The sequence below is a fragment of the Roseiconus nitratireducens genome, assembly GCF_008629675.1.
GTDB classification, from domain to species: domain Bacteria; phylum Planctomycetota; class Planctomycetia; order Pirellulales; family Pirellulaceae; genus Stieleria; species Stieleria nitratireducens.
Genome location: NZ_VWOX01000015.1, coordinates 1 through 23,019, shown reverse-complemented (window position 1 = coordinate 23,019; position 23,019 = coordinate 1). Strand labels below are relative to the sequence as shown.

Annotated in this window: 18 protein-coding genes and 1 pseudogene; 11 read left to right on the top strand and 8 right to left on the bottom strand. The window is 55.4% G+C overall.

Translation table 11 applies throughout. The features are described from left to right. Nucleotides 1-18: 18 nt before the first annotated feature. Both FYK55_RS22105 and FYK55_RS22100 read right to left on the bottom strand, forming a co-directional pair. Nucleotides 19-2,895, bottom strand: a complete 2,877-nt coding sequence (locus FYK55_RS22105; RefSeq protein ID WP_150078800.1) for a protein kinase domain-containing protein — start codon at nt 2,893-2,895, stop codon at nt 19-21. Then, nucleotides 2,892-3,509: a sigma-70 family RNA polymerase sigma factor gene (locus FYK55_RS22100; RefSeq protein WP_150078799.1), complete on the bottom strand. Its 618-nt coding sequence runs from the start codon at nt 3,507-3,509 to the stop codon at nt 2,892-2,894. The genes FYK55_RS22105 and FYK55_RS22100 overlap by 4 nt, the downstream gene beginning before the upstream one ends. Nucleotides 3,510-3,618: 109 nt before the next feature. On the opposite strand from FYK55_RS22100, the gene FYK55_RS22095 reads away from it, so the two are divergent. The 10 genes and pseudogenes from FYK55_RS22095 (at nt 3,619) to FYK55_RS22050 (ending at nt 17,556) form a co-directional block, all read left to right on the top strand. After that, nucleotides 3,619-4,383, top strand: a complete 765-nt coding sequence (locus FYK55_RS22095; protein WP_235908890.1) for a hydrolase — start codon at nt 3,619-3,621, stop codon at nt 4,381-4,383. A 32-nt stretch (nt 4,384-4,415) separates the two neighbouring features. Further along, nucleotides 4,416-4,643, top strand: a pseudogene (locus FYK55_RS30155) (antibiotic biosynthesis monooxygenase); the annotation flags it as partial. Between the two features lie 335 nt (nt 4,644-4,978). Then, on the top strand, nt 4,979-6,763 hold the full coding sequence (locus tag FYK55_RS22085; protein WP_150078796.1) for an amidohydrolase: 1,785 nt from the start codon (nt 4,979-4,981) through the stop codon (nt 6,761-6,763). Between the two features lie 178 nt (nt 6,764-6,941). Then, nucleotides 6,942-7,904, top strand: a complete 963-nt coding sequence (locus tag FYK55_RS22080; RefSeq protein ID WP_150078795.1) for a zinc-dependent alcohol dehydrogenase family protein — start codon at nt 6,942-6,944, stop codon at nt 7,902-7,904. A gap of 934 nt (nt 7,905-8,838) precedes the next feature. Further along, entirely contained in the window at nt 8,839-9,837 is a 999-nt protein-coding gene (locus tag FYK55_RS22075) for a hypothetical protein (protein ID WP_150078794.1), read from the top strand. Nucleotides 9,838-9,849: 12 nt separating this feature from the next. Beyond that, the gene (locus FYK55_RS30150; RefSeq protein WP_150078886.1) at nt 9,850-9,933 is read left to right on the top strand and encodes a PEP-CTERM sorting domain-containing protein; all 84 of its coding nucleotides are present in this window, start codon (nt 9,850-9,852) and stop codon (nt 9,931-9,933) included. Nucleotides 9,934-10,585: 652 nt separating this feature from the next. Beyond that, a complete protein-coding gene (locus tag FYK55_RS22065) occupies nt 10,586-11,572 on the top strand; it encodes an AAA family ATPase (protein WP_150078793.1) in 987 nt (328 codons plus the stop codon). 30 nt (nt 11,573-11,602) lie between these two features. Further along, nucleotides 11,603-14,068, top strand: coding sequence for a S8 family peptidase (locus tag FYK55_RS22060; RefSeq protein WP_150078792.1), 2,466 nt, complete (start codon nt 11,603-11,605; stop codon nt 14,066-14,068). 172 nt (nt 14,069-14,240) lie between these two features. Beyond that, nucleotides 14,241-17,120, top strand: a complete 2,880-nt coding sequence (mobF, locus tag FYK55_RS22055) for a MobF family relaxase (RefSeq protein WP_150078791.1) — start codon at nt 14,241-14,243, stop codon at nt 17,118-17,120. 22 nt (nt 17,121-17,142) lie between these two features. Further along, complete coding sequence (locus FYK55_RS22050) at nt 17,143-17,556, top strand: hypothetical protein (RefSeq protein ID WP_235908889.1); 414 nt, start codon at nt 17,143-17,145, stop codon at nt 17,554-17,556. Between the two features lie 297 nt (nt 17,557-17,853). Here FYK55_RS22050 and FYK55_RS22045 read toward each other — a convergent pair whose 3' ends face one another. The 6 genes from FYK55_RS22045 to FYK55_RS22020 form a co-directional block, all read right to left on the bottom strand. Further along, the gene (locus tag FYK55_RS22045; RefSeq protein WP_150078790.1) at nt 17,854-18,186 is read right to left on the bottom strand and encodes a type II toxin-antitoxin system RelE/ParE family toxin; all 333 of its coding nucleotides are present in this window, start codon (nt 18,184-18,186) and stop codon (nt 17,854-17,856) included. Continuing rightward, nucleotides 18,186-18,449: a hypothetical protein gene (locus FYK55_RS22040; protein WP_150078789.1), complete on the bottom strand. Its 264-nt coding sequence runs from the start codon at nt 18,447-18,449 to the stop codon at nt 18,186-18,188. The genes FYK55_RS22045 and FYK55_RS22040 overlap by 1 nt, the downstream gene beginning before the upstream one ends. 83 nt (nt 18,450-18,532) lie before the next feature. Then, complete coding sequence (locus FYK55_RS22035) at nt 18,533-18,832, bottom strand: hypothetical protein (protein ID WP_150078788.1); 300 nt, start codon at nt 18,830-18,832, stop codon at nt 18,533-18,535. A gap of 210 nt (nt 18,833-19,042) precedes the next feature. Then, nucleotides 19,043-19,852 carry an N-6 DNA methylase gene (locus FYK55_RS22030; protein WP_150078787.1) on the bottom strand — a complete coding sequence of 270 codons (810 nt, stop codon included), beginning with the start codon at nt 19,850-19,852 and terminating at the stop codon, nt 19,043-19,045. Between the two features lie 163 nt (nt 19,853-20,015). Further along, nucleotides 20,016-20,720, bottom strand: coding sequence for a site-specific DNA-methyltransferase (locus tag FYK55_RS22025; protein ID WP_161604678.1), 705 nt, complete (start codon nt 20,718-20,720; stop codon nt 20,016-20,018). A 273-nt stretch (nt 20,721-20,993) separates the two neighbouring features. After that, on the bottom strand, nt 20,994-21,533 hold the full coding sequence (locus FYK55_RS22020; RefSeq protein ID WP_235908888.1) for a JAB domain-containing protein: 540 nt from the start codon (nt 21,531-21,533) through the stop codon (nt 20,994-20,996). Between the two features lie 745 nt (nt 21,534-22,278). Between FYK55_RS22020 and FYK55_RS22015 the strand changes: the two genes are divergently transcribed. Further along, nucleotides 22,279-23,019: hypothetical protein (locus tag FYK55_RS22015; RefSeq protein WP_150078785.1), on the top strand; the 741-nt coding region annotated here is incomplete at its 3' end.

Sequence of the window (23,019 nt, the reverse complement as noted above, 5' to 3'; positions counted from 1 at the left end):
TGTACCTGGCGAACCTACCTACTCATGATATCGAGCGAGTGTGGCGTCGAGTTCACGGCGCAGAGTCAGCGCTTCGAGCCAATTGTGCAAATGAATCTCCTCTGGCTTAGTTTTGCTCTGATCCAGCCATTTAGTGACTTTTCCGAGCCACTCACGCGAGGCATCTTCTTCTCCAAGGCTCAGGTGCGCCCGAGACAGCCAACCCCAGGTGATGATGCAGTCTTTTGGACGCGAGTTGGAGCGGAGGCTCTGCTCAAGAACAGTAATTGCCTCCCGGTGCTTTTTCTGTCGACAGAGCAATGCGCCCCGCTGTGTCAACGACCAGTAGGTATGGGCGTGCAGATCCAATTCCGGCATTGCCAATTCGGCAGCGCGTGCCAGTTCCTGATCTGACCCTCTGACGAGCGTGCTTGCCCGCGCGACCAGGAATCTGCGCAAGTTGTCTTTCTCGAACCGCTCAAGTATCGACGTGCAGACCTCACGATAGCCCGGGGCGTCACCTGCCAGAATACGAACCGCAGCGTACTCAAACCACACGTGGCCATTGTCCGAGTAGTCTCCATCGATGGCCTTGGCATAGGACTCCGCTGCAATTCGCCACTCACGCTTGGAAGCCGAAGACCTGGCGCGGCACAGGTGAAGCACGGCAACCGTTCCCTTGGGCATCGTGATTGTGGGGATTGCTGTCACGGCATCACGCTCTGTGGCAAGGGCCTCGTCCCAGCGCTCCGATGCAGCGAGTGTGACAATGAGAATTTGCCAACTTGTCGGATACTCGGGTCGGAGCGATATCGCCTTGCGTAGTGACACAATCGCAGCCTCCGCGTTCCCGTTTGCGAGCTGCGCGCGTCCCATCGCGGTCCAGACGACATAATGCGTTGGCTTAAGGGCAACAGCCGCCCGAATATACTGGATCGCTTCGGCGCTTCGATTCTGACGTGCGAGAACAAGACCAAGCTCAAGATTCACCCAGAAGTCTGCGGGCTCACGCAGATGGGCCTCACGCAAAATCTCGATCGCTGTTTGGTTGTGATCCAGCGAACTGATCAGAGATCCAACCATGACCATCTGGTGGCTCGGCGGAGGCGGTTCGGCGTTTGAAGCATCACTCGCAAGTCGCTTAAGCCCGGCGACATCTCCCCAGGTGGCGGGATCCCGAAAGCGATCCTGCCAGGAGCTCGGCGCTGCCGTGCGAGCCACGGCCAAATGCCTCCTAAGTTTCGAGGCATCAACATTATGTTTATCGGTGAAGGCAGCATAGTCCAAAGCCATCAGGAGCTCTTCGCGAAGCGGCGACTCTCTGACGCGTTTTGCAGCTGTCTCTACCCCAGTATCATTTCCAATTCCAATGCGTTGGAAGACTCTTGCATAAGCGTCGCTGGCGGGTTCATAGGTGTAGCCCGCCTCGTCGGGCTCGGGGAAGCTCTGACGGATGCGATCGAGTTCCTCGGCAACTTCAAGTTGCTCTCTCGCTCTCGCCAGTCGAACCTTGAGTTCGGACGACCGAGCATCGTCCAACCGCACTTGAGCGGTGCGTAGCACGCCATCTGCATCCGACCATTGTTTGCGTTGCACGAACTCTGAAAGCAACGGTAACGCGGTTTCGATTGATGTACGCGCACGTTCACGCCGAACAACCTCTTCGAGATGCCGCGAGTGTTCCACCCGATTCAGCCGCATGACACCGCTAACGGCTCCTATACTCGCCACCACGGAAACAACGATGGCCAAGGTCAAAGCGGGATGGCGCCGGCACCACTTGAATGTTCGTTCTCCAACACCGACAGGTCGCGCGTGAATCGGTTCGCCGTGAATGAATCGTTCGAGGTCGTCCCCGAGATCAGCCGCACTTCCGTAGCGTCGCGTCGGGTCCTTTTGAAGGCATTTGAGACAGATGGTTTGCAGATCATGCGGCACGCGGGAGTTCAGCCGTGAGGGCGGAACGGGCTCCTCATCGATGACCTGCCGTCGAGTTTCGGCTGATGACTCAGCCGTGAATGGAGGACGTCCCGTGAGTAATTCATATAGGACGGCACCCAGTGAATAGATGTCGACCGCTGGTTGGATTGCATTGACCTTACCCGCTGCCTGTTCGGGCGCCATGTAGCTCGGGGTGCCACACTGTCGCGCATTCGTCCTGATCGTGGTGTCGCTCTCGAGCCTACTCGCAAGGCTGAAGTCTCCGATCTTCGGAGTTGCGTCAGAGCTGAGCAGGACATTCCCCGGCTTCAGGTCGCGATGAACAATCCCACCAAGATGTGCGGCATGAACCGCGAATGCCAAAACTCGGATCAGTTCCGCCGCCTCACGTGCTGCGCGTGGTTTCCCCTCAAGTTTCTGCGCGAGATCGCCGCCTTCGAGAAATTCCATCGCGTAGTAAGGGAAACCTTCGTGCTCGGCGACATCATACACCTGCACGATGTTCGGATGACGAAGGGTCGCAACATCCTGAGCCTCGCGTAGCAAACTTTCCAGTTCCTCACGTGACGCGTACGCTCCGAGCAGCACCATCTTGATCGCAACCCAACGATCGAGCTTGATGTGCCTCGCTCGATAGACGACGCCCATGCCGCCCGTTCCGATGACACTTTGGACCTCATACCCAGGAATTTGGGGAAGCCGCTCGTCCGTTCGCCGACGTTCGAGCAGCGCGCGACGTGTCGAGTCTGCGCCCGCGTCCGGGGTGGGAAACATCGCTTCCATCTGCGCTTCGACGTCTCGGGCTCGGCGGAGTCGCTTTCGGAGCACTCGTTCGAGATTCTGATCTCCTCCGCTGACTTGTTCGGGCGACTTGCCGGTCTCGAGCATTTCTTCAAGTAAGGCGAGGATCCGCGCCTCGTCGTCAGAGGATGAAATGTCGGGGATTTCGTTCGGATGCTGCGCCTTCTCATTCATTGAGGCTTCTGCTCATCGTCGGGAGGACAAAGATCGCTGAGCTGCTCGCTCAGGATCAGCAGACCACGGTTCAGCCGTCGCTGCACAGTCTTCTGCGACACATCAAGAAGCTCGGACGCCTCTCGCTGCGTGATGCCCTGGATACGAATCAACTCAAATACCTCGCGTTCCTCTTCCGGGAGATTCTCGATCGCTTCGAGTATCCGGATCGCGTCGGGGCCAAGCACAGATCCGGAGGTTTCGGCGGACGGAATGACATCCTCGCATAGCTGCGGCTCGTGATTCTGTTGATCTAAGCGTCGGGCCAGGTCATTGAGTTCCCAGCGTATGTGGCGATTCGCCAGGGCGAAGAACTGCCTAGGGGTTTCCGGATGCACACTCCGCATCGCCTTCAGCAACCTCTCCACGATCGCGCCGAGAATCTCCTCGGACTGAAGATTCATGGGGGGACGCATGAGGCGAGGATACTGACGAACCAGCATCGATGAGCACAACACGTGCAGTCGAGCTGCCGACCGCTCGAGCAGGGCCCGCACAACGGGTTCGGATGGAGAATCTCCACCAAGTTCCTGAAGATACCTCTCAACCTCGATCGTAGTGTGTTCGATGCCCATCCCTCAATTATATGCCCCGCAATGTCCGGAACTGAAGTCATTAATCGAGCCCTGTCCATACCCCACGCTCAGTACAGGTAGGCGGGGTTTCGCGACAGCACAAAACTCCGTGATCAACGGGCAATTGGACCACTCGTGGGTCAAATTGGCCGTCACTCAGCTCATCGAATCAACTTCAACACCGAACACAGAGTACAAAATTATGGCAAATATCCTTTCTCACACCGACGGTGGCCTGCTTACGAAAGACAACTGCGCGCTCGCATTCATCGATTTGCAGCCTCAAATGTCATTTGGTGTCGCCAGCGGTATCGACCGTCAGTTGTTAGTCAACAACGTTCTGATGCTGGCTAAGGGAGCAAAGGAGTTTGGTGTTCCGACGATCATTACCACCGTCGAAACGGAGTCGTTTAGCGGTCCAACTTGGCCGCAACTATTGGACGTCTTTCCGGACCATGCGCCGATTGAGCGAACCGGCATGAACTCTTGGGACACGCAAGCGTTTCGCGATGCGGTCAAGGCCACCGGAAAGAAGAATATCATCCTTTCCGGGCTCTGGACGGAGGTCTGCATCACTTGGCCAACCCTCAATATGCTGGCAGAAGGGTACAACATCTATGTCGTGGACGATGCTTGTGCCGGTACGTCCACGGCCTCACATGAGGCTGCATTATCGCGAATGGTCCAGGCGGGAGCAGTGCGGATGACTACGGTCGCGACCGTACTTGAGTTCCAGCGCGACTGGGTCGACAAAACACATTACAGCGCGCTGATGGACATCTTCCGCGAGCATGGCGGTGGGTACGGCGTCGGAATCGAGTACGCCTACACGATGGTCCACAAAGCTCCTCCGGCCCGCAGGGTTCTAACGTAACTGCTGCGTTCAGTCAGTTCTCGGAGAAAAGAATGAGCGTGGTCCACGTTGCTGTCACCCGAAAAGTTCAACCGGGGCGTGAAGCGAAATTCGAACAGGCTTTACGCGAGTTTGCTCGTGAGCCGCTGCGCGAACCAGGAACCACAGGCGTGCATCTGATCGCGCCGGTTGCGGGGACCAATGGGTGCGAATACGGCATCCTGCGGTCGTTCGAAAGCGAGGAAGCAAGTCGCCGATTCTATGATTCGGAGGTCTTTCATCAGTGGCAGCGGCAGTCCTCGCATCTCGTGACCGGGGATTCCGTCGTTCGCCGACTGCATGGATTAGAAGCCTTCTTCCGCGACTCGAAACACGAACCTCCCCGCTGGAAGATGGCGGTCGTCACCTGGCTAGGCGTCTATCCATCGGTATTGCTCTGGTCGTCAACGCTGCCGCAGTACCTTGATGGCGCTCCCCAGCTGTTTGTCGTGGCCTTCGTCAACGTTTTTGTCGTCGTCACACTCGCCTGGGCTGTAATGCCCCTGCTTACCACGCTCTTCGCCGGATGGCTTCAAGCGTCGAACAAGAAATAGAAAAGCCCAAAGAGGATAGAACCATGGCTACAGAACTCATTTTACATCACGGGAAAATCACAACTCAGGTCGCCGAAAACCCCGAGGTGGAAGCGATTGCGATTGAAAACGGAAATGTGTCGGCGATTGGCACAAACGAACAGATTCTCGCTCTCGCCGGCAAGTCGACACGGACGATCGATCTCAAACATCGTCGAGTCATTCCCGGTCTGAACGATTCTCACCTACACGTGATTCGAGCAGGGCTCTTTTTTAACCTGGAACTTCGTTGGGACGGCGTGCCGAGTCTCTCACTTGCACTGGAACAGCTGAAGCAGCAGGCCGACAGGACGCCGCCGCCGCAGTGGGTGCGTGTCATAGGAGGCTGGAACGAGTTTCAGTTTAAAGAGGGTCGGATGCCATCGCTTGATGAGATTAACAAGGCCGCCCCAAATACTCCTGTATTCCTATTGCACTTATACGACTCTGCGCTGCTGAATCGAACGGCGCTTCATGTGCTCGGTTTTGATCGCAATACGCCAAACCCTCCCGGTGGACTGATTGCCCGCGATTCCAAAGGCAATCCCACGGGTATGTTGATCGCCGAACCGAGCGCTCTGATTCTCTACTCGACAATCGCAAATGCCCCAAAACTCTCGACCGAAGATCAGCTCAACTCCACGCGGCACTACATGCGAGAGTTGAATCGCTTTGGCGTGACAAGCGTTTCGGATGCCGGGGGCGGCGGGCAAAATTATCCCGAAGACTACTCGGTCGTGAAGAAGCTCGATGAAGACGGGCATCTTACAGTCCGAATGGCATACAGCTTGTTCGCGCAGAAGCCTGGTGAAGAGTTGGCCGATTACACGCGCTGGCTGGGCATGACCCACCCCGGAGACGGAAATGATTTGCTCCGCGTCAATGGCGCCGGCGAAAACTTGGTCTGGAGTGCTGCCGACTTCGAGAACTTCCTGCAGCCCCGTCCGGATTTGCGGCCCGTGATGGAGCAAGAACTTGAGGCAGTCATTAGCAAGCTCGCTGAGGCCCGTTGGCCATGGCGCATCCATGCGACCTATGATGAGTCGATTGGTCGTTTCCTCGATATCTTCGAACGAGTCCATCGCGAAAACCCGATCGACCAGCTCGGCTGGTTCATTGACCACGCTGAAACCGTTTCGGAGAGGAACCTGGAACGTATTCGGGCGATGGGGGGTGGCATTGCCACGCAACACCGCATGGCCTATCAGGGCGAATACTACATTCGTCGATACGGAGTAGACGCCGCCAAGCGTCGCCCTCCACTGCGGAAGATGTTGAAGATGGGCTTGCCGGTAGGAGCCGGTACCGATGGTACTCGCGTGGCCAGTTATCACCCATGGACTTGTTTGTGGTGGATGGTTACGTCAAAGACGGTCGGGGGAACTGTGTTGCACGATGAAGCAGACAGGCTCTCGCGCGAAGAAGCACTTCGGCTTTATACGTACGGCAGCGCCTGGTTCAGCCATGAAGACGACAGAAAAGGAACGCTCAATGTCGGCTGTTTCGCGGATTTGGCCGTACTGAGTGATGACTACTTTGCCGTTGAAGCCGACGCTATTCGCGGAATCGAAAGCGTCCTAACCATCGTTGGCGGACGCGTGGTGCACGGAAAAGACGAGTATTCAAATCTCGCCCCTGAACTGCCGCCAGTCAGCCCCAGGTGGTCTCCCGTTGCCACCGTCGGTGGCTACGACAACACGGAGCCGAAGCCGCCAGCTACTCAAGGTCACTCGCACGTAATGGCTGCTGATGGCCGCGTCTGGGAAGCCGGTTGTGGCTGTGGAATCTAACGGTCAGAGTAATCGGTAATCTAAGTATTTGGGTGTCCAAGCTCTATTCAATTCCGACTTGCAGATCGAGGTGGAAATGAGCGATCGAGTTCCTGCATGACCAAACGAGCGACACGAGGTTGGCCAACAGAAGCCGTGTGTCTTCATTGCACGACAAACCTACACAAGAAGGCAATTCATGAGAGCAATGGTAATAAAGACCTTTGGAGGCACGGAAGTCTTCGAGCAAAGAGACGTTCCCAAACCGGTTCCTGAACCGAAACAGGTCTTAATCAGAGTCTTCGCAACCTCCGTTAATCCTCTCGACTATCAAACTCGCCGAGGTGATTACGCGGCATCTGTTCGATTGCCAGCGATCCTCGGCTCTGACGTATCAGGGGTTGTCGAGGATGTTGGCGGAGCCGTCACAGATTTCAAGGTCGGAGATGAGGTCTATTACACGCCACAGATTTTTGGCGGTGATGGGAGCTATGCCGAATATCATGTCGCAGACGAATCGATCATTGCGCGCAAACCTCGAAATATCTCGCATTCGGAAGCGGCAAGTCTCAGCCTGACCGGAGGCACGGCTTGGGAGGCGTTAGTGACACGCGGCAGACTGCAAGTTGGCGAATCCATACTTATCCATGCTGGAGCCGGCGGTGTCGGCTCAATCGCCATCCAGCTTGCGAAAGCGATCGGAGCCAACGTGTTTGCCACTTGCAGCGGGCAGAACGCCGATTTCGTCAGGAGCTTGGGAGCGGACTACGTTATTGATTACCAGTCGGAAGATTACGTTGAAGTGGTTCGACGAGAAACGAGCCGCAAAGGAGTTGATTTTATTTTCGACACCATTGGGGGCGACACAATTGAGCGAAGCCCTCTAGCAATGAGCGAGTCTGGTCGGTTGGCAACGATAGTGGACATCCCGAAGCCGCAATCTCTGCTCGAACACTGGGGGAAGAACACAACAATTCACTTTGTATTCACGCAACAGAACCGGGCAAAGTTAGATGCTCTCCGAGCGTTAATCGAAAGAGGACAGATTAGACCACTCGTTGATTCGATAATCCCGATTGGCCAAGTGGCCAAAGCACACGCGCGAGTTGAGCAGGGCGGCGTGCGAGGCAAAGTCGTTCTCGATGTGAACACATTCTCTTGACGGTGAGTGTTGCTCTCAGAACTTCCCACGACACTCCATGACTCCTGTTCCAATGTCGCCTAATCATGGCCTGCAGCGAACCCGGCATAAGCGTCGCTGATGCAATCCGTGCGACCCGTGGGTCAGGTCGCTGAACTTGGATCGTTCCGGGCAAAGTGGGCTCAGCAACTGGACAGACCTTTGACAAGCCTATGGCGTGGTGCCGGTCCTTGATGCGTTAACGCAAGTGCGGATTTCAGCGCCGAGGTTGCATCGACCGAACGCTCGAAGCTCACGGCTGAACTAGCATCGGTGTCGCGAGGATCCGGACACCGACGCGCCGTAGCGATCATCCCCAGCCTGCTCCGGTTTCATCGACCGGATGATCTAACGAAGAGCAACCCGGAGTCGGCCACCGGAGCGTCGTCGGTGTTCGGGACCGAAGGCAATTTGCCCGTCTTCCACGAGATCTCAGCTTATCCAACTTCGGCGTGGGAAGATCATTCGGATCGGTCTGATAGGAAGTGGCTGAGGGATCGAAGCAGCGAGAAAAGACAGCTCGCCAAAGAGCATCTCCTCGTCAGCAGCGATCGCGTCAGCTGTTTCGGTTACGATAAAAACGGTCCCAACTGCCATCGGCCATTCGCTCCACCCAACAATGTGTCAGTACCTTGCTAGACGACTCTGATTTCTTTGGCGATGTAAGTGGTCCCAACAATTCTATTGGCTGTGGAGGACTAATGATCATGTTCGCCATCGCTGCGCTCCTCTTCTTTCTCTTTATGGCGTTGACGTCGTGAGAGCGATTTCGCCTTGCTGAGGTTTCATGTTCCGAGGCGGATTCAAGTCTGCCGGTAGTCGGGTCGGTCATTCAGACCTCGTCGGAGAAAGACGTCCCTATTTGGATGCTCCGTCTTCATCGACCGGGAACGGTGCATTATTCCAATCCAGTGACATGGTGATCGGTTACGAATCCACATCGTCCGGGTTCGTTTCCGTCGATGGAAAGGTCAGTCGGTTGAGCGTCGACGGCGGAGTCACCGTTGGAGAAGACAACGTCTTGGGAATCAATGGAGACGGCGAGATTCGCGTGAGTAATGGAGGTAACGTGAATGCACGCAACATTCGGGTCAATCGACGTCTCGCCGGAGACGGCACCATTGCGACCATAACTGCTGGGCCGGGTTTAAAGGTTTCGTCATCCGGGGAGATTGCGTCATCATCAGGAGAGAACCTCTCGTTCACTGGCGGAATCGTAACCAACCTGGGACGAATCGAATCCATTGGCACAACTTCGTCCCATTCCGAACTGACGTTCGGTTCTCAGGTCTCCAGCAACGGGCAGATCATTTCACGCAACGCAGTGATGCGATTCGACGGGGGATTGACCAATGAAGGCGATCTGCTGACCAGCTTCGGAACTTCCGACTTCCTTGGTGACATCGATAACACGGGACGAATGATCGTCACGGGCGGCGCTCAAGCAACGTTCTACGACGACATCATCCAAAACGGGACACTGCGAGTCAGCGCGACGGATAGCACGTCTAGTGTCGCCGTCTTCGCCGGAGACTTCAGCGGAAGTGGCGGCGCGACCGGTGGCGGTGACATCTTTTTCGAGGGTGGATTCAGTCCCGGGAACAGCCCGGCGTTGGTCGAATGGGATACCGACCTTTTCTTCGCGCCCTCGTCCATGCTGGAGTTCGAACTCGCCGGTCTCGAACCGGGACTGGAGTATGACCGGATACTGGTCAACGGAGACGTCGTGCTCGATGGAACTTTAGATGTCGTCTTACTCGACGGATACGACCCGTCAGCCGGGTCGGTTTTCGACATCATCATTGCCGATTCCATCCAAGACAATGGGACCAATTTCCTGTTTCCCACCTTGGACAGCGGTCGATTCTTCACTTCATCGATTTTCAGCAGCGGAACCAGCAGCACGCTGCGATGAACCGTAACCGCCATTCCTGAACCCAGTACTGTTGGCGTCCTGTTCATACTCAGCGGAGTTGTTTTTGTCACCCGACGGCAGAGGAACGGCCGCTGAGTTCCACACTGAGTGATCGCCGCCATGCGCGAGGAAGAGTCAAATACTGTTGAAGATCGAGGCCAAAATATCATTTCCAAGCACAGTCCATGGCAAAGGTGTCACCGACCTTCTTGATGTTGCACTTGTGATCGAAGTGAGACCGTCGGGATGTTTGATCGTACTGAGAGGGAGGAGGCCGAATCTTTGTGAATTCTGGAGAACACGGGCGACAACAGGCGTTCGGGCGATGCGCGATGTGTCTTCGATCGCCAAATTGTGATCGAACCTTCGGTCCATACTCTGGTCCTCTTGATTAGGTAAGCTGCTGCCGATCGAGCCTTCGATCCTTTTGGCCGGTTCGACTCCACGACGCTCGAAAGGCTCTTTGCTCAAGATTTAGTTCGTGTTTCTTTATCTCGCGTTCCGCAATCCCGTGTACTGACGTCGATCGTTTTCCCTGCCAGGAAGCCACGATCAGCTTTTCTGCGGCGAATTGACCTTTTGTGTCCGTAGAATCCGGATCTTTGGGACAGAGATGGCCCTTCAGCGTCAGAATGTCGATCCCCGATGATGGCAGTCCGTTTCAACTGGGTGACTGCCTCACCAGCCGGTTGGTCAGTCAGGATAAACTGTAGGGGGTTGGTTCTTTTCGTCGTGTTTCCGTGTTGTCGTGGCTACTGCACAGCAAATCAAATCGTTGGTACGAAGTTTCACTGCCGGTGATGATGAGCATTTCATCACGGTGGCCCTGCAAATTGCTGCGCACTCGGCAAAAAAAGGAAACGGGAAGCTCGCTCAGGAACTACGAGACCTCGTTGATGAAACCAAACGTCGGCGAAATCAGGATGCTCATCGGGGCACAGTCCCGATCGCTCGCACGACCGGCGAGTTGGCGGGACTTGTTGCGACCAGCTATCCCAAAACTCGTTTCTCTGAAATGGTGTTGTCGCAAGAGGCACAATCGCCACTGACCCGAGTGATCCACGAGTATCGACACCAGGATAAACTTCGAAGCCACGGATTATCCGCCCGTCGAAAACTGCTGCTGGTTGGTCCACCAGGCTGTGGGAAAACCATGACCGCTTCGGCATTGGCGGGTGAGCTGCATTTGCCGCTTTTCTCCGTGCAGTTGCACGGCCTGATTTCAAAGTTCATGGGGGAAACGTCTGCCAAACTACACACGCTTTTTGAGTCGATGAACGTTACGCGTGGCGTCTATTTTTTCGATGAGTTTGATGCCATCGGGGCCGACCGTGGCGTTGGGAATGATGTCGGGGAAGTTCGGCGGGTTCTCAATTCGTTTTTGCAGTTTTTGGAGCAAGACAACTCAGATAGCCTGATCTTGGCTGCCACCAATTTTGTTGGAATGCTGGACAATGCTCTGTTTCGACGCTTTGACGATGTCGTCCGCTACACGCTTCCCTCAGCACAGGAAGCTGAGATGCTCATTCGCAATCGCCTTCATGCGTTTCTCCCCTCTCGTGTAGGGTGGAAAAAGGTACAATCAGCGGCAAAGGGGCTGAGTCATGCCGAGATTGCTCGGGCATGTGACGACGCCGCGAAGCAATGTGTGATTGAGGACTGCGAAAAGGTTTCGTCGGCACAGCTCGCTGATTTTTTGAGCGAACGCCAAGCTGCCAGATCACACGAAGACTGACATTCACCGTGATCAATCGACAGCATCAAAATGGCAGACCTACCGCACCTGTTCCCTCGGGGGACGGCTCAAAGGGAAGACTATAAATTCCCGTACAAGCCTCGGTTTGGAACTTTCCCTACCCCACCTCGTGATCGCAGACCACATGCGACACAACTGGCTGATGATATCGGAGAGGTAGTAAAAGCCGAGGAGGCGGTGCTCGCGCTCCCCGACGACCAGAAGCCGAAAGGACGCGTAATTGAATTCCTGAGTGAACCAGATTTCCCGCTGAAACTGGAAAGCCTGGACTACCGGCCAAGTGGAATAGAAATTCGGGCGGTGAAAGTCGACAATGACAAAAGAATGAGAGCGGCTGTGTTTGTTCCCGATGGCAAACTTACACACTTCATTGGCCGACTAGAAAAATACGCGACGCAGAATACCAAATCGGGAAGCCCTAAGAACCAAGCCCTCATCGAAAGCATTAGTCGTATCCGGATTGCAACGCTTGAAACTTTCTGGAATGACGCCGGTGTTCTCCCAACGGATTTGGAAAGCGAGCTTTGGTGGGAGATTTGGCTTTCGCAGACTGGGCCAGAAGATGTCGTATCGGATTTTCGCCAACGCGCAAGTCAATCTGGAGTCGTCGTAGCCGATGCTGAAATCCGATTTCCGGAGCGATGTGTCGTACTTGTGCGTGCTTCCTTTCGTCAGCTTTCTAGCATCAAGAATCTCTTCGATGTTTTGGCTGAGCTGCGCTTAGGAAAACTGCTTGCTGGGGAGGTGCTTGCTTTGCCCCCAAGCGATCAAGCCGACATCGTCGATGACGCTCTATCACAAATCGAGTTCGCGACCCCGTCAGCACCAACGGTATGCCACCTCGACACTGGTGTGAATCGATCCCATCCATTGCTACGCGACGCACTCGCTGAATCGAACACGATTTCAGTCGACCCATCATGGAATTCTGCAGACCGTCACGGCCATGGCACCGAGATGGCAGGCATTGCTTTGTACGGTTGTCTAACGAGCATTCTCAAACATTCTGGAATTCTCACTCTGGAGCACAATTTGGAATCGGTCAAAATGTTCCGACACTCCTACTCAACGGAAGAAGAACTTTGGGGAGCATTGACAGCCCAAGCCGTCTCGCGAATTGAGATTGCAAATCCAGATCAAATTCAAAGGGTCTATTGCTTAACTCTCGCCGCGTCGGCGCGAGACGAAGGATTTCCATCATCGTGGTCCGCGTCAATTGACCAACTAGCGGCTGGCGTTTTCTACGATGACGATGGTAGCTTCCACGGTGATGACTCAAGACGCTTGATTGTAGCTTCAGCTGGCAATCTTCCGCTTGCGGGTCGTTCGCAATATCCCGATCGAAATCTAGTGTCCGGAATAGAAGATCCTGGACAGAGCTGGAACGCACTGACTATTGGCGGCATGACCGATCTTCACTCGATCATCACCGATGACATTGCAGGCTGGCAACCGCTTGCTAGGCCAGGCGGCTTATCGCCTGCAAGTCGAACCTCCGTCAGTTGGGATGACAAATCATGGCCGGTGAAGCCGGATGTTGTCTTCGAAGCTGGCAATATGGCTAGGCACCCAGAATCGGGCGATGTCGACTTCGTGGACGATTTGTCACTTCTTACCACCAGGATCAGCCCAGACGGTGCGTTGTTCACCACAACAGGTGATACAAGCGGGGCTACCGCAATGGCAGCCCGTTTCATGGCACGTCTGTGGTCCAGGTATCCAAATTTGAGACCCGAGACAATTCGGGCACTCACCGTCCATTCGGCACGTCATAGTCCCGAAATGCTCCGAATGACATGTGAAGGAAACCGTGAAGCAATACTTCGTTGTTTCGGGTGGGGGGCACCGAATTTTGCCAAAGCATCGGCTAGCACTCTCAATGCGGCCACCATGGTGATTGAGTCTCAACTGCAACCATTCCAGATTAGGGAGGATAAGACGGATGCGACCAAGGATATGCATCTCCATCATCTTCCTTGGCCGAAAGATGTTCTGCTTTCGCTTGGAGATACTCAGGTGGCGATGAGGATTACCCTATCGTATTTCGTTGAACCAAGCCCCGGACGCGTTGGATGGAAACGCAAACATCGATATCAGTCGCATGGACTTCGATTTGACGTCAAAAGACCAACCGACAACGACGCTGAGTTCCTCAGGCGGATCACAGCAGCAAGTGACAACGATGAAGAGTATCCTTCCGAATCGGACGATCGAGACTGGCGGTGGGGCCGGCAACTTCGCTGCAAGGGATCAATTCATTGTGATGTCTGGTCTGGAATCGCTGCTGATCTCGCAGCCTCCGGAGTGATTGCTGTCTACCCTGTCACTGGCTGGTGGCGCGAAAGAAAGCATCTCGGCCAAACAAATCGAATCGCAAAGTACTCGATGGTAGTCTCGATTGAAACCGAACGAACAGATGTCGATCTTTATACGCCAATTGAGCAGGCGATAGCGATTACCAATCCGTCTACGTGATGCTGCGGTTGAACCATCGGTTGTGGATGGATTTCGAATGTCGCGTTTGGCTCGTTGATTGACCGGCGCGAATCTGGCTCACTGAACTTGCCTATGCAGTGCATAGGAGACAAGCCTATCTAAAATCTGACCCTCCGTTTGCTTCTTCTCTGGGTCGTTTATATGGTTCAGTATGCTCATCGCGACACAGGGAAAAAGCGTCTCAGGGACGCAGCAATACTTTGAACAGGTTCTGACCCAGGGCGACTACTACCTCGGTCAGGAAGTCAGCGGTCAATGGCGAGGTCAGGGTGCCGAACTGCTTGGCCTGGGGCATGGAAGCGATGTTACGAAACAGCAGTTCAATGATCTTCTTCAAGGCAATCATCCACTTACCGGCGAAAGACTGACGCAGCGGGACCGGAAGGACCGCCGGCCCGGGATGGACTTGACCTTTTCGGTGCCGAAAAGCGTCTCGCTCGCCTGGGCCATCAACCATGACGATAGGATTTCGCAGGCACTTTGCGATGCCGTCCACGAAACAATGAGCCGAGATGTCGAACCGCTCATGCAGCGACGGGTCAGAAACGGAGAAAACGCGAACTCGAAACAGAAAACGGCAACGGGAAAACTGGTCTACGCCGACTTTCTCCACAAGACGTCGCGGCCGGTCGATGGCAAGCCGGATCCCCATTTGCACGTTCATGCGTTTGTCATCAATTGGACCGAACACAACGGAAAGCACTACGCTGGCGAATTTGAAGAAATCGTGCGACAGCGTCCGAGTCTGCAGGCGAAGTTCGAGGCTAGGCTGGCCAACAAGCTGAAAAATGAACTCGGTTATGACGTGAAGCATACCCGCTACTTGCAGTCCGGCAGGATCAAAGCCGGTTGGGAGATCGATGGCGTCGATCGCAAAACGATCGAGAAATTCAGCCGACGCACCGAACAGGTCGAAGAGTACGCACTCAAGAACGGAGTCTCGGCGGCTTCCGAAAAGGCGAAGCTCGGTCAGAAGACCCGTGAGAAGAAGGACAAAGGCACTTCAGTTGAAACGCTGCGTGAGGAATGGAGGTCACGCCTGTCGCCCGAGGAGAGTGAAGCGTTTAAGAAGCTGGAAAGTCGAGAGCGGTCCGAAGATGCGGGTCGCGAGGATGCCGCCGCCTCCGTCAAATATGCCCTGGATCATCACCTGTATCGTGAATCGACGGTGGAGCGTCACCAGGTCGTTGCGACCGCCCTGGAGCATGGGCTGACGATGACACCGGAACGCATCGAGAAAGCCCTTAGCGCGACCGAGGTGATTGAGCGATCGATAAATGCTGATGGAACGCAGAGGCATCTGATCACGACACGCGAAGTCCTGGCAGCCGAAAAACGGATGATCGACTTCGCACGCGAAGGTCGTGGTACTCGAAAATCGATCGGTGAGGATCACTATGAGTGTTCCCGTGATTGGCTCAACGCCGAGCAGAAGGCCGCCGTGAACTTCGTTCTAGAATGCCGAGACACGGTCATGGCAGTCACCGGCGGGGCGGGTACCGGAAAATCGTCACTCATGCAGGAAGCTGCCGAGGCGATCAAAAAGTCCGGCAAGGAGCTGTTTACGTTTGCTCCGAGCACCGGCGCGGTCGAAGTGCTGAGGGAGAAGGGATTTGGCCAGACGGAAACCGTGGAGCACTTGATACGAAACGATCGCTTGCACCCACAACTTGACGGTCAGGTGATCTGGATCGATGAGGCAGGGCTGCTCGACGTCCGCTCGATGAATGCGGTCTTTGGCATCGCCAAGTCGCAGAATGCACGCGTGGTCCTTTCTGGTGACACACGCCAGCATGCTTCGCCGCGTCGCGGGGAAGCGATGCGATTGCTTGAGCAGGAAGCGGGATTGAACATTGCCCGCGTCGACGCTATTCAGCGACAGCGAGGATTGTACAGGGATGCCGTCGAAATGATCAGCAAGGGCCATGAAGTCCAGGAATCGGGGAAGACGGGTTTGCTGGAAGGTTTCGATCGGCTCGATGCGATGGGCAAAGTTAGGGAGATCGGCGACGGCGATCGTGAAGCCATCCTGGCCGATACCTATCTCTCTCACGCAAAGAACGGGAATTCCACGCTTGTGGTGGCACCGACCCACGCGGAAGCAAAATCCGTGACGGATCGAATCCGATCATCGCTCAGGGAAATGGGATCGCTGTCCGCTGAAGAGCATCCGATCGTGCAGCTCAAGTCGCTCAACCTGTCCGAAGCACAAAAGCGTGAAGCGGCGAATTACTCCGACCAGGAAGGGGCGGTCATCCAGTTTCACCAAAACGCAAAAGGTGGTTTCAAAAAAAGCGAACGCTACCGCGTCGCGGGGGCAGTAGGAAACGAAGTCGAAGTCATCTCGATCGTCGGAGGTCAGAAAAAGTCGCTTCCACTAGATGCTGCGGATCGTTTCGAAGTCTACACGGAACAGGCATTGCAGTTGTCGGCCGGGGACAAAGTCCGGTTTAGCCTCGGTGGAAAGGCGATCGACGGCAAGAAACGCATTAGCAACGGCCGGCTCGATGCGGTGAAGGGATTTGACCGATTAGGCAACATCGTGTTGGAGCGTGGCACGGTGATCGACAAGGACTATGGCCATCTGGATCTCGGCTACGTCGTGACGAGCCATGCGAGCCAAGGAAAGGATCGTCAAGTCGCATTGGCGGCGATGAGCTCCGAATCGTTGCCGGCGGTCAATGCAAAGCAATTCTACGTCACGGTCTCGCGAGGCAGCGAAGACGTGACGCTGTTTGTCGATGACAAGGCTCGTATGCGGCGGGCGATCCAGAAGTCCGGGGAGCAGTTGTCAGCGACGGAGTTGGTGCGATCCGGAGCCGAACGGTCTGAACAAAACAAATCTCACGAGGATCAAGGCTATCTGCGGCACGGTCAGCATCTGGTGCGATCGTTTCGTGATCGCGTATTGCATTGGTGGAATCGCGAGGCGGCTACAAGAGATGCGTCCGAGCCGGTCGGACGTCATCGACAGGCTGATACGGGGCGATCGATGGGCGATGATTTTGGTCGGTCCATAGGATTGGCCTGACGCAAGAAAGGAGAATTCTCAAATGGCAGATGCATCCCGAGCATTTCGTGAAAACCATGGCGGCCCGCTGTTTCGGAGCATCGATGGCGACTCGATTGAGATTGACCGCACGCAGCTTCCCTGGCGAATTGTCGGTGAGGGGCAGCTGCCCCCGATGATGTTTCAGCTGCGACTGCATGACGGAACCCAGGAGAGTTTTCCCTATGGCGATATTCGCCGCATCCGCTGTCGCGATGCGGGATCGATCCAGCTGGAGACTTTTTCCAGCCCGAGAACCGTGGTAACGATCGAAGGTCGTCACCTCCAAGAATTGGCCGCTCATCTCGGTAATGCCCTGATCCTGTGGATCGAGGAAACGGACCCTCGCACGGTCGATCGGCCGGAACAGATGCCGACCGTGACACGGATCCGCGTTGAATTGCTGCCGAAGGACTAAGGGGCGTTGCCTTTTTCCCAAACTTGGGAAAGCGGTTGCCGCCCCATCTTAAAGCCGCCGGCATCTCGCGATTTGCGTTTTCCCAAATTTGGGAAAACTGATTCTCGTCGGCTCGATGCCAAATGGCTCCAATCATGACCGCATCAGAGTTTCCCAGATTTGGGAAAAACGGCGACGCTTGTTTCCCAATGCCCCGCGATCGGTGCACCGCAGCTTCATTACGATCCATCGTAGCGACGACGATGCGCCGCTGCCGGATTCAATCGATCAGTTGCGATGGACCGGCACGCTCGGATATCAGCTGAGGCCCTCGGCGTCCGTAATGGGTATTTGTGACGTGTGCCGGATACGAAGGATCTGAACGTTCTTGGGGGCGACGCCGAAGTAGATGCAATGGGTCACCTTTCGGCCACCGACGCCGAACAGCAGCGTCCGCACCTCGCGGCCGAAGTCGGCTCCCTCGACGAGTGGGCAACGGTACGGGAACACCGCCAGACTATCGATCGCTTGGGAAATCTCGTCGAACCATTTCTCGGCTTGCTTGGGCGAGCGATGCGTCGTCCACCAATCGACGATGGCAAACAGGTCGGTCCTGGCGGATGGGGTGATGACAACGTCAAACCTGTCCATCAAGACTTCGGGCCAAATCCGAAGTGGCTTCGGATTTCTAGGTCGACTTCTTCGAACGGCTGCACCTTTCCGGCATCCGCCTCCTCGATACCCCGCCGGACGGCCGCGATGTCTTCCGCGGGAATACCATCGCCGGTGAGCGCAATTAGAAGCCCCCGGTCCCTGGAGACGCGTTCGAAAATGCGATTGATCGTCTCCGGATCGGCCGTGCCGATGGCGGCTTCGATCCGTTTTGTTGCTTCGTTTGAGAGTTCAATGTGCATGGCGTTCTCCTTCGTCTCTGGATCTTAGCATGGAACAGCCCGAAGCTTCAAAACAAATCTGCTTCGGGCCGTTGGGGTGGGGCCTACTGGCCCCACCCCTCCGCTTCGTCATCCTCGTCATCGCGGGCGGCCTGGCGATCGGCAGCTTTGAGTTCGGCGATGCGGGTGGCCACTTTCACCCGGACGATCTCCAACTTCAGATTGTCAATCTCCGAAAGTGAAGACGTGTCGTGGTAGTTGCCATCTTCGTCGCGGTAGGTGCGACCATACTGAACCGAGTAGCGATCCGGCTTGCCGTCCTTTCCGTCGTTTCTCCAGATAACGCCTTTCACGCCCAGGTAGCGAATTGTATCGGCAGATTTGTTGGATTGTGTTTGTGTCATGGCTCTGTTCCTTTCGTTGTTGGTTGACCATGGTCCGCGATCACGCCGCCACTGGACTGCACGCCAAAGCTGAAAATTGGGGGAGACCTTTAGGGGGAACCGATTTTCTGCTTGGCAAGCGGGCAGGACAGTCGTGGCAGCGTGTCCATTCGGTCATCCAATGACGAAATGGGTCGGCGCCCTGCCTCACGTGCATCCATGCCATAGCCGTCAAAACAAATCAAGTTGCGATGGCGGCAAAGTGTCATCCGAAACGATTGCAGCGTCGTGAGCCGTATCGGATTCGGTCTCTGATTGCTTCGCAGCGGAAGGCGAATGCTTGGCAGCACCACGGACGGATTCTCCCGCCGAGTGATAGTCAAATGGAGATAGGTCGACGGGCACTTCGGTGATCACACCGCCGGTCGACCAATTCATGCCGATTCGATAGACGCGATGACACTCCAGTGTGAGCGTATTTTGCCAAACGGCCCAGCCCCGAAGCCCGTGAAGCCCAAGATTGATGGCCGTCATCTGAGCCGCCCGGTGATCGACATCCTGCCCCGTGAACTCCCAATGGGGTTGATGCTTCGCCACGCCCAGCAGCATGCGTCCCGATCCGCACGCCGGATCACACACAGTCTTGCGATCAGGGGTTCGTTCCCTGGGAACGCTCATCGAAGCCATGACATCGCAAACGCTGCCCGGCGTGAAGAACTGGCCACGCTCGCCGTAGGTGATCGCACCGGTGAAAATATCGCCCAGGATGTCCTGGCCGGTGCCGGTCATCCCATCGACCAGTGCATGGAAGGCAGTCTTGAGCGTATCGGCACCGCGGTTCGGCATCTTGCCCTTATTGTAGCCCTTGGCGATCACGGTCAAGTATTCCTCTTCAGCGGTTTGACCGGACAATGAACACCGCGTCAAAGTCAGAAAGTCCTCAAAGACCTGACCGCGGCTGAGACCGGTTTGATTGCTGGCTTTGTCGAACAGTTCGACAATACCCCTGCTCGCGGCAATGACGAATTGTTCTTTCGCCATGCCGCCTCAATTTCCGGCGGCGGATATCGCTTCACTTCGAAGCTGTACATGCCAATGACCATTTTTTCTCCGCATAACGTGGATGAAAGCACGGTAGACGTCGGGGCGTCAACAAAATTCGTCGACGCCCCACCCTAGATGTCAAACAGGAACATATTCGGCTCTAACCTTCTTCGAAGATCATGCACGTATCGTGCACACCCGGAATAAAGCTGCGGTTGTACGACCGCCGGGATGAGGTGTTGCCGTGCTGGAATCGAATGATTTCGGTGGTTGCTGGCCACAGCCCCTGCTCGATTGCCCGGGTCATGACTAGCTGCGCTAGCGGCTGGTATCGCCCGCGAATACTGAAGCCGCCGATCAGTACGGCGATTTTGCCGTTCGGAGTAAGCACAGACCGGCAGTTATGAAAAACCGCGTCCATGCGTCCCAAGAAGTCTTCCAGCGTGGGTGCGTTGGATAGACAGTCGGGGTCTTCGTTGTAGCGGATCATCGACCAGTACGGCGGGTGCATCCAGACGAAGTCAACTTTGCCGAATCCGGTGTAGCAATGCGGATCAGCAGCGTCATCGCCCTCTTTGATGTCCATGCTGGTGCAGGTGATGTGCAATTCGCGGCAGACGTCCTGGCAGGTCCCACTGCCCCGCATCGGGTCGAGGACATGCTTCGGCTTGTAGTACTGAATGAGATCGCGGATTAGGTAGCCGCCGCAGTTTCCGCGATAGCGGTTCGATCCGTACGGACCACGCTTGGGGTTGGCGTGGATGCTCGTCAGATGCGGGACTGGACTGGTTGTCGCAGGGGCGATGGGAAGTGGAACAAGTGTTTGCTGTGGCATGGTTCTGTCCTTTCTTTGCTGATTGACCATGCAAGCGAACAGGCCGACTGGATCACCGGCGGGGTTGCAAGGGTTTTCGCAAAGCGACCGGCCGAAGGCTAGCGAACGCGACGCGCTGCAGGCCGGCCCTTGCCAACCTGGGCGGTAAGGCGGCAAGCTGCAGGAAGAGTCAATCAGATGTCAAAGAAAGGGCGAGAAACGTTTCGCCAAACAACATCAGACAACACTTCTTGCGCGCCTTCGATGAAGCATTGTCCCCAGCAGCACCACGACCGGCTCGACCGGGGAACCATGAGACGCCGGTCACGTGATTTCCCGAATGCTGACGCAGTCCTCCCGCGCCAGGATGATGTGATCCAGGACGTTGATGCCCACGATGTTGCCTGCTTCGGTCAACTTCTTGGTGACCTGATGATCTTCCCGGCTGGGAGTTGGGTCACCCGAGGGATGATTGTGGGCCAGCAGAATGCAGCTTGACGCGTCCTTGATCGCCGGGCGGAAGACCTCGCGAGGGTGTACTAATGATGCGTCGAGCGTTCCGACGGTGATCCGATGCGAGTTAATCATCCGATGTTTGGTGTCGAGTGTGACGATATGAAATTCCTCCGGAAGGCCTTCAGCGATCAATCGCGCAAAGTGCGATTTGCAGAACGCGACCGACGCAGCCGTCGAGGTGAGACGCTCGGCGTAGTTGGCTTTGACCTCCGCGACGCGTTTGCCGAGCTCGATGCCTGCCATCAGGCGGTCATAGGCGATGTCAGTCAGCCGTAGTTCCCTTTTCGCTGCCTGCACGATCTCTTTGATGTCTTTGCCGGCGACTCGCGCAAACTGCGATCGAAGCACGAGAGCTAGTAATTCCGTGTCACTTTTCTCCTTCACAGATCAAAATTGCCACGAGTCGCGATGGCAGATCAAGCGCCCGCGAGCCGGATTGTGAATGAATCCACATGGGCATGTTTTCGTCTGCTTGATTGAAGAGATCAGCCAAAGCAAATATTTAGAGCGTCAGCAAATCTGTTGGCGCTTCGAAACGATCTTGCGCTGAAGATCAGGAGTGGTGCAAATTCAACGCACGGGCGATCCGTCAGGCCTGCAAAAGTTTTCGCTTTAGCGACCCACCGAAGCGGGGCAAAGCCTGTAGCTTCAGGCCGGCCCTTGTCACGACTGGCGGAAAGGTTGCCCTTGCAGAGACAATCAATCGGGGGAAAAAGCACCCAAGCGATTGCAACTCGTTGAAGATCATGCTCCTGGCATGCCGCATTGTGCAGAAGCGATTAGTGAGGCTCCACGGCGGCGTGAATACAGACGGATTGTGCCCCAATCGCCGTGCGGAGCCAAACGTTTATCGGACGTTTCAGAAATGATTCTCGCGATCCTCTTGGCCTGACACCGGGTCTATTATCTTAGGAACCTGTTAGAGATCGCACTCATTGGTTGTTGGAATTGTCACAGCGTGTCCAAGACGGCCGCTACACCGAAAATGGTAGCCAGAGGATCTTCAGTGAATGATCAATCGATTTCGGGATACACAGTACGAATCAGATTCCGAATCCCAACGCGAGATGGAGTAGGAAGCGAACGCACGGAGTTGGATCTGTCTCAAGAGAGCGGCCCGGCAATCGTTCTGAAATCTGCAGAATCCGACAATAATACGGGCTCGACGCCAATTAAAAATTCGGGGTGGCTCTTACTTGAGAGCCATGGCTGGGAGACTGCCACTGAAGCCGAAAAGGCATCTGGGCGAATCATCGACGCGTTAAGACGTAGCTTGGCGTATCATCACATGGGTGCCGATTTGGGTGATCGTGGTCCAAAATCTGGGTTCTCACAAGTGTTTCTTAGCGATTGCTCCAATGCCACCGGAGAATCGATTGCAAACGACATCCCGGGTTGGATGATCTTTCCAACGTCCAGTCGACCGAAGATCGTGCGAATAGGAGATATAGGCGCATACAGGACGGTGACCGAAGAGCGATTTAAAACGACTTTTGCGGCTGCGTTTGATTGTGAGAAACCGATGAGCGCTACCGAACGCACTGCCTTTGAACTCTACACATGTGCGCACTCTGTGGGCACCGTCCAAGAAGCTCGATTCGCGTTACTCTTTGCAACGCTCGAAGTATTAATTGAAACGCTTCCCCGGTCCGAATCGGCTCGTAATCATGTTGATCAATTAATCAAGTTAACAGAGGACAATGTGGATATCGAACCCAGCGATAGACGCTCACTCGTCGGAACTCTGGAATGGATGCGCAATCACTCTATTCGACAAAGTGGTCGGCGGCTTGTTGAAGCAAGGCTACCCGGATGGATGCACAATGGAAAAACT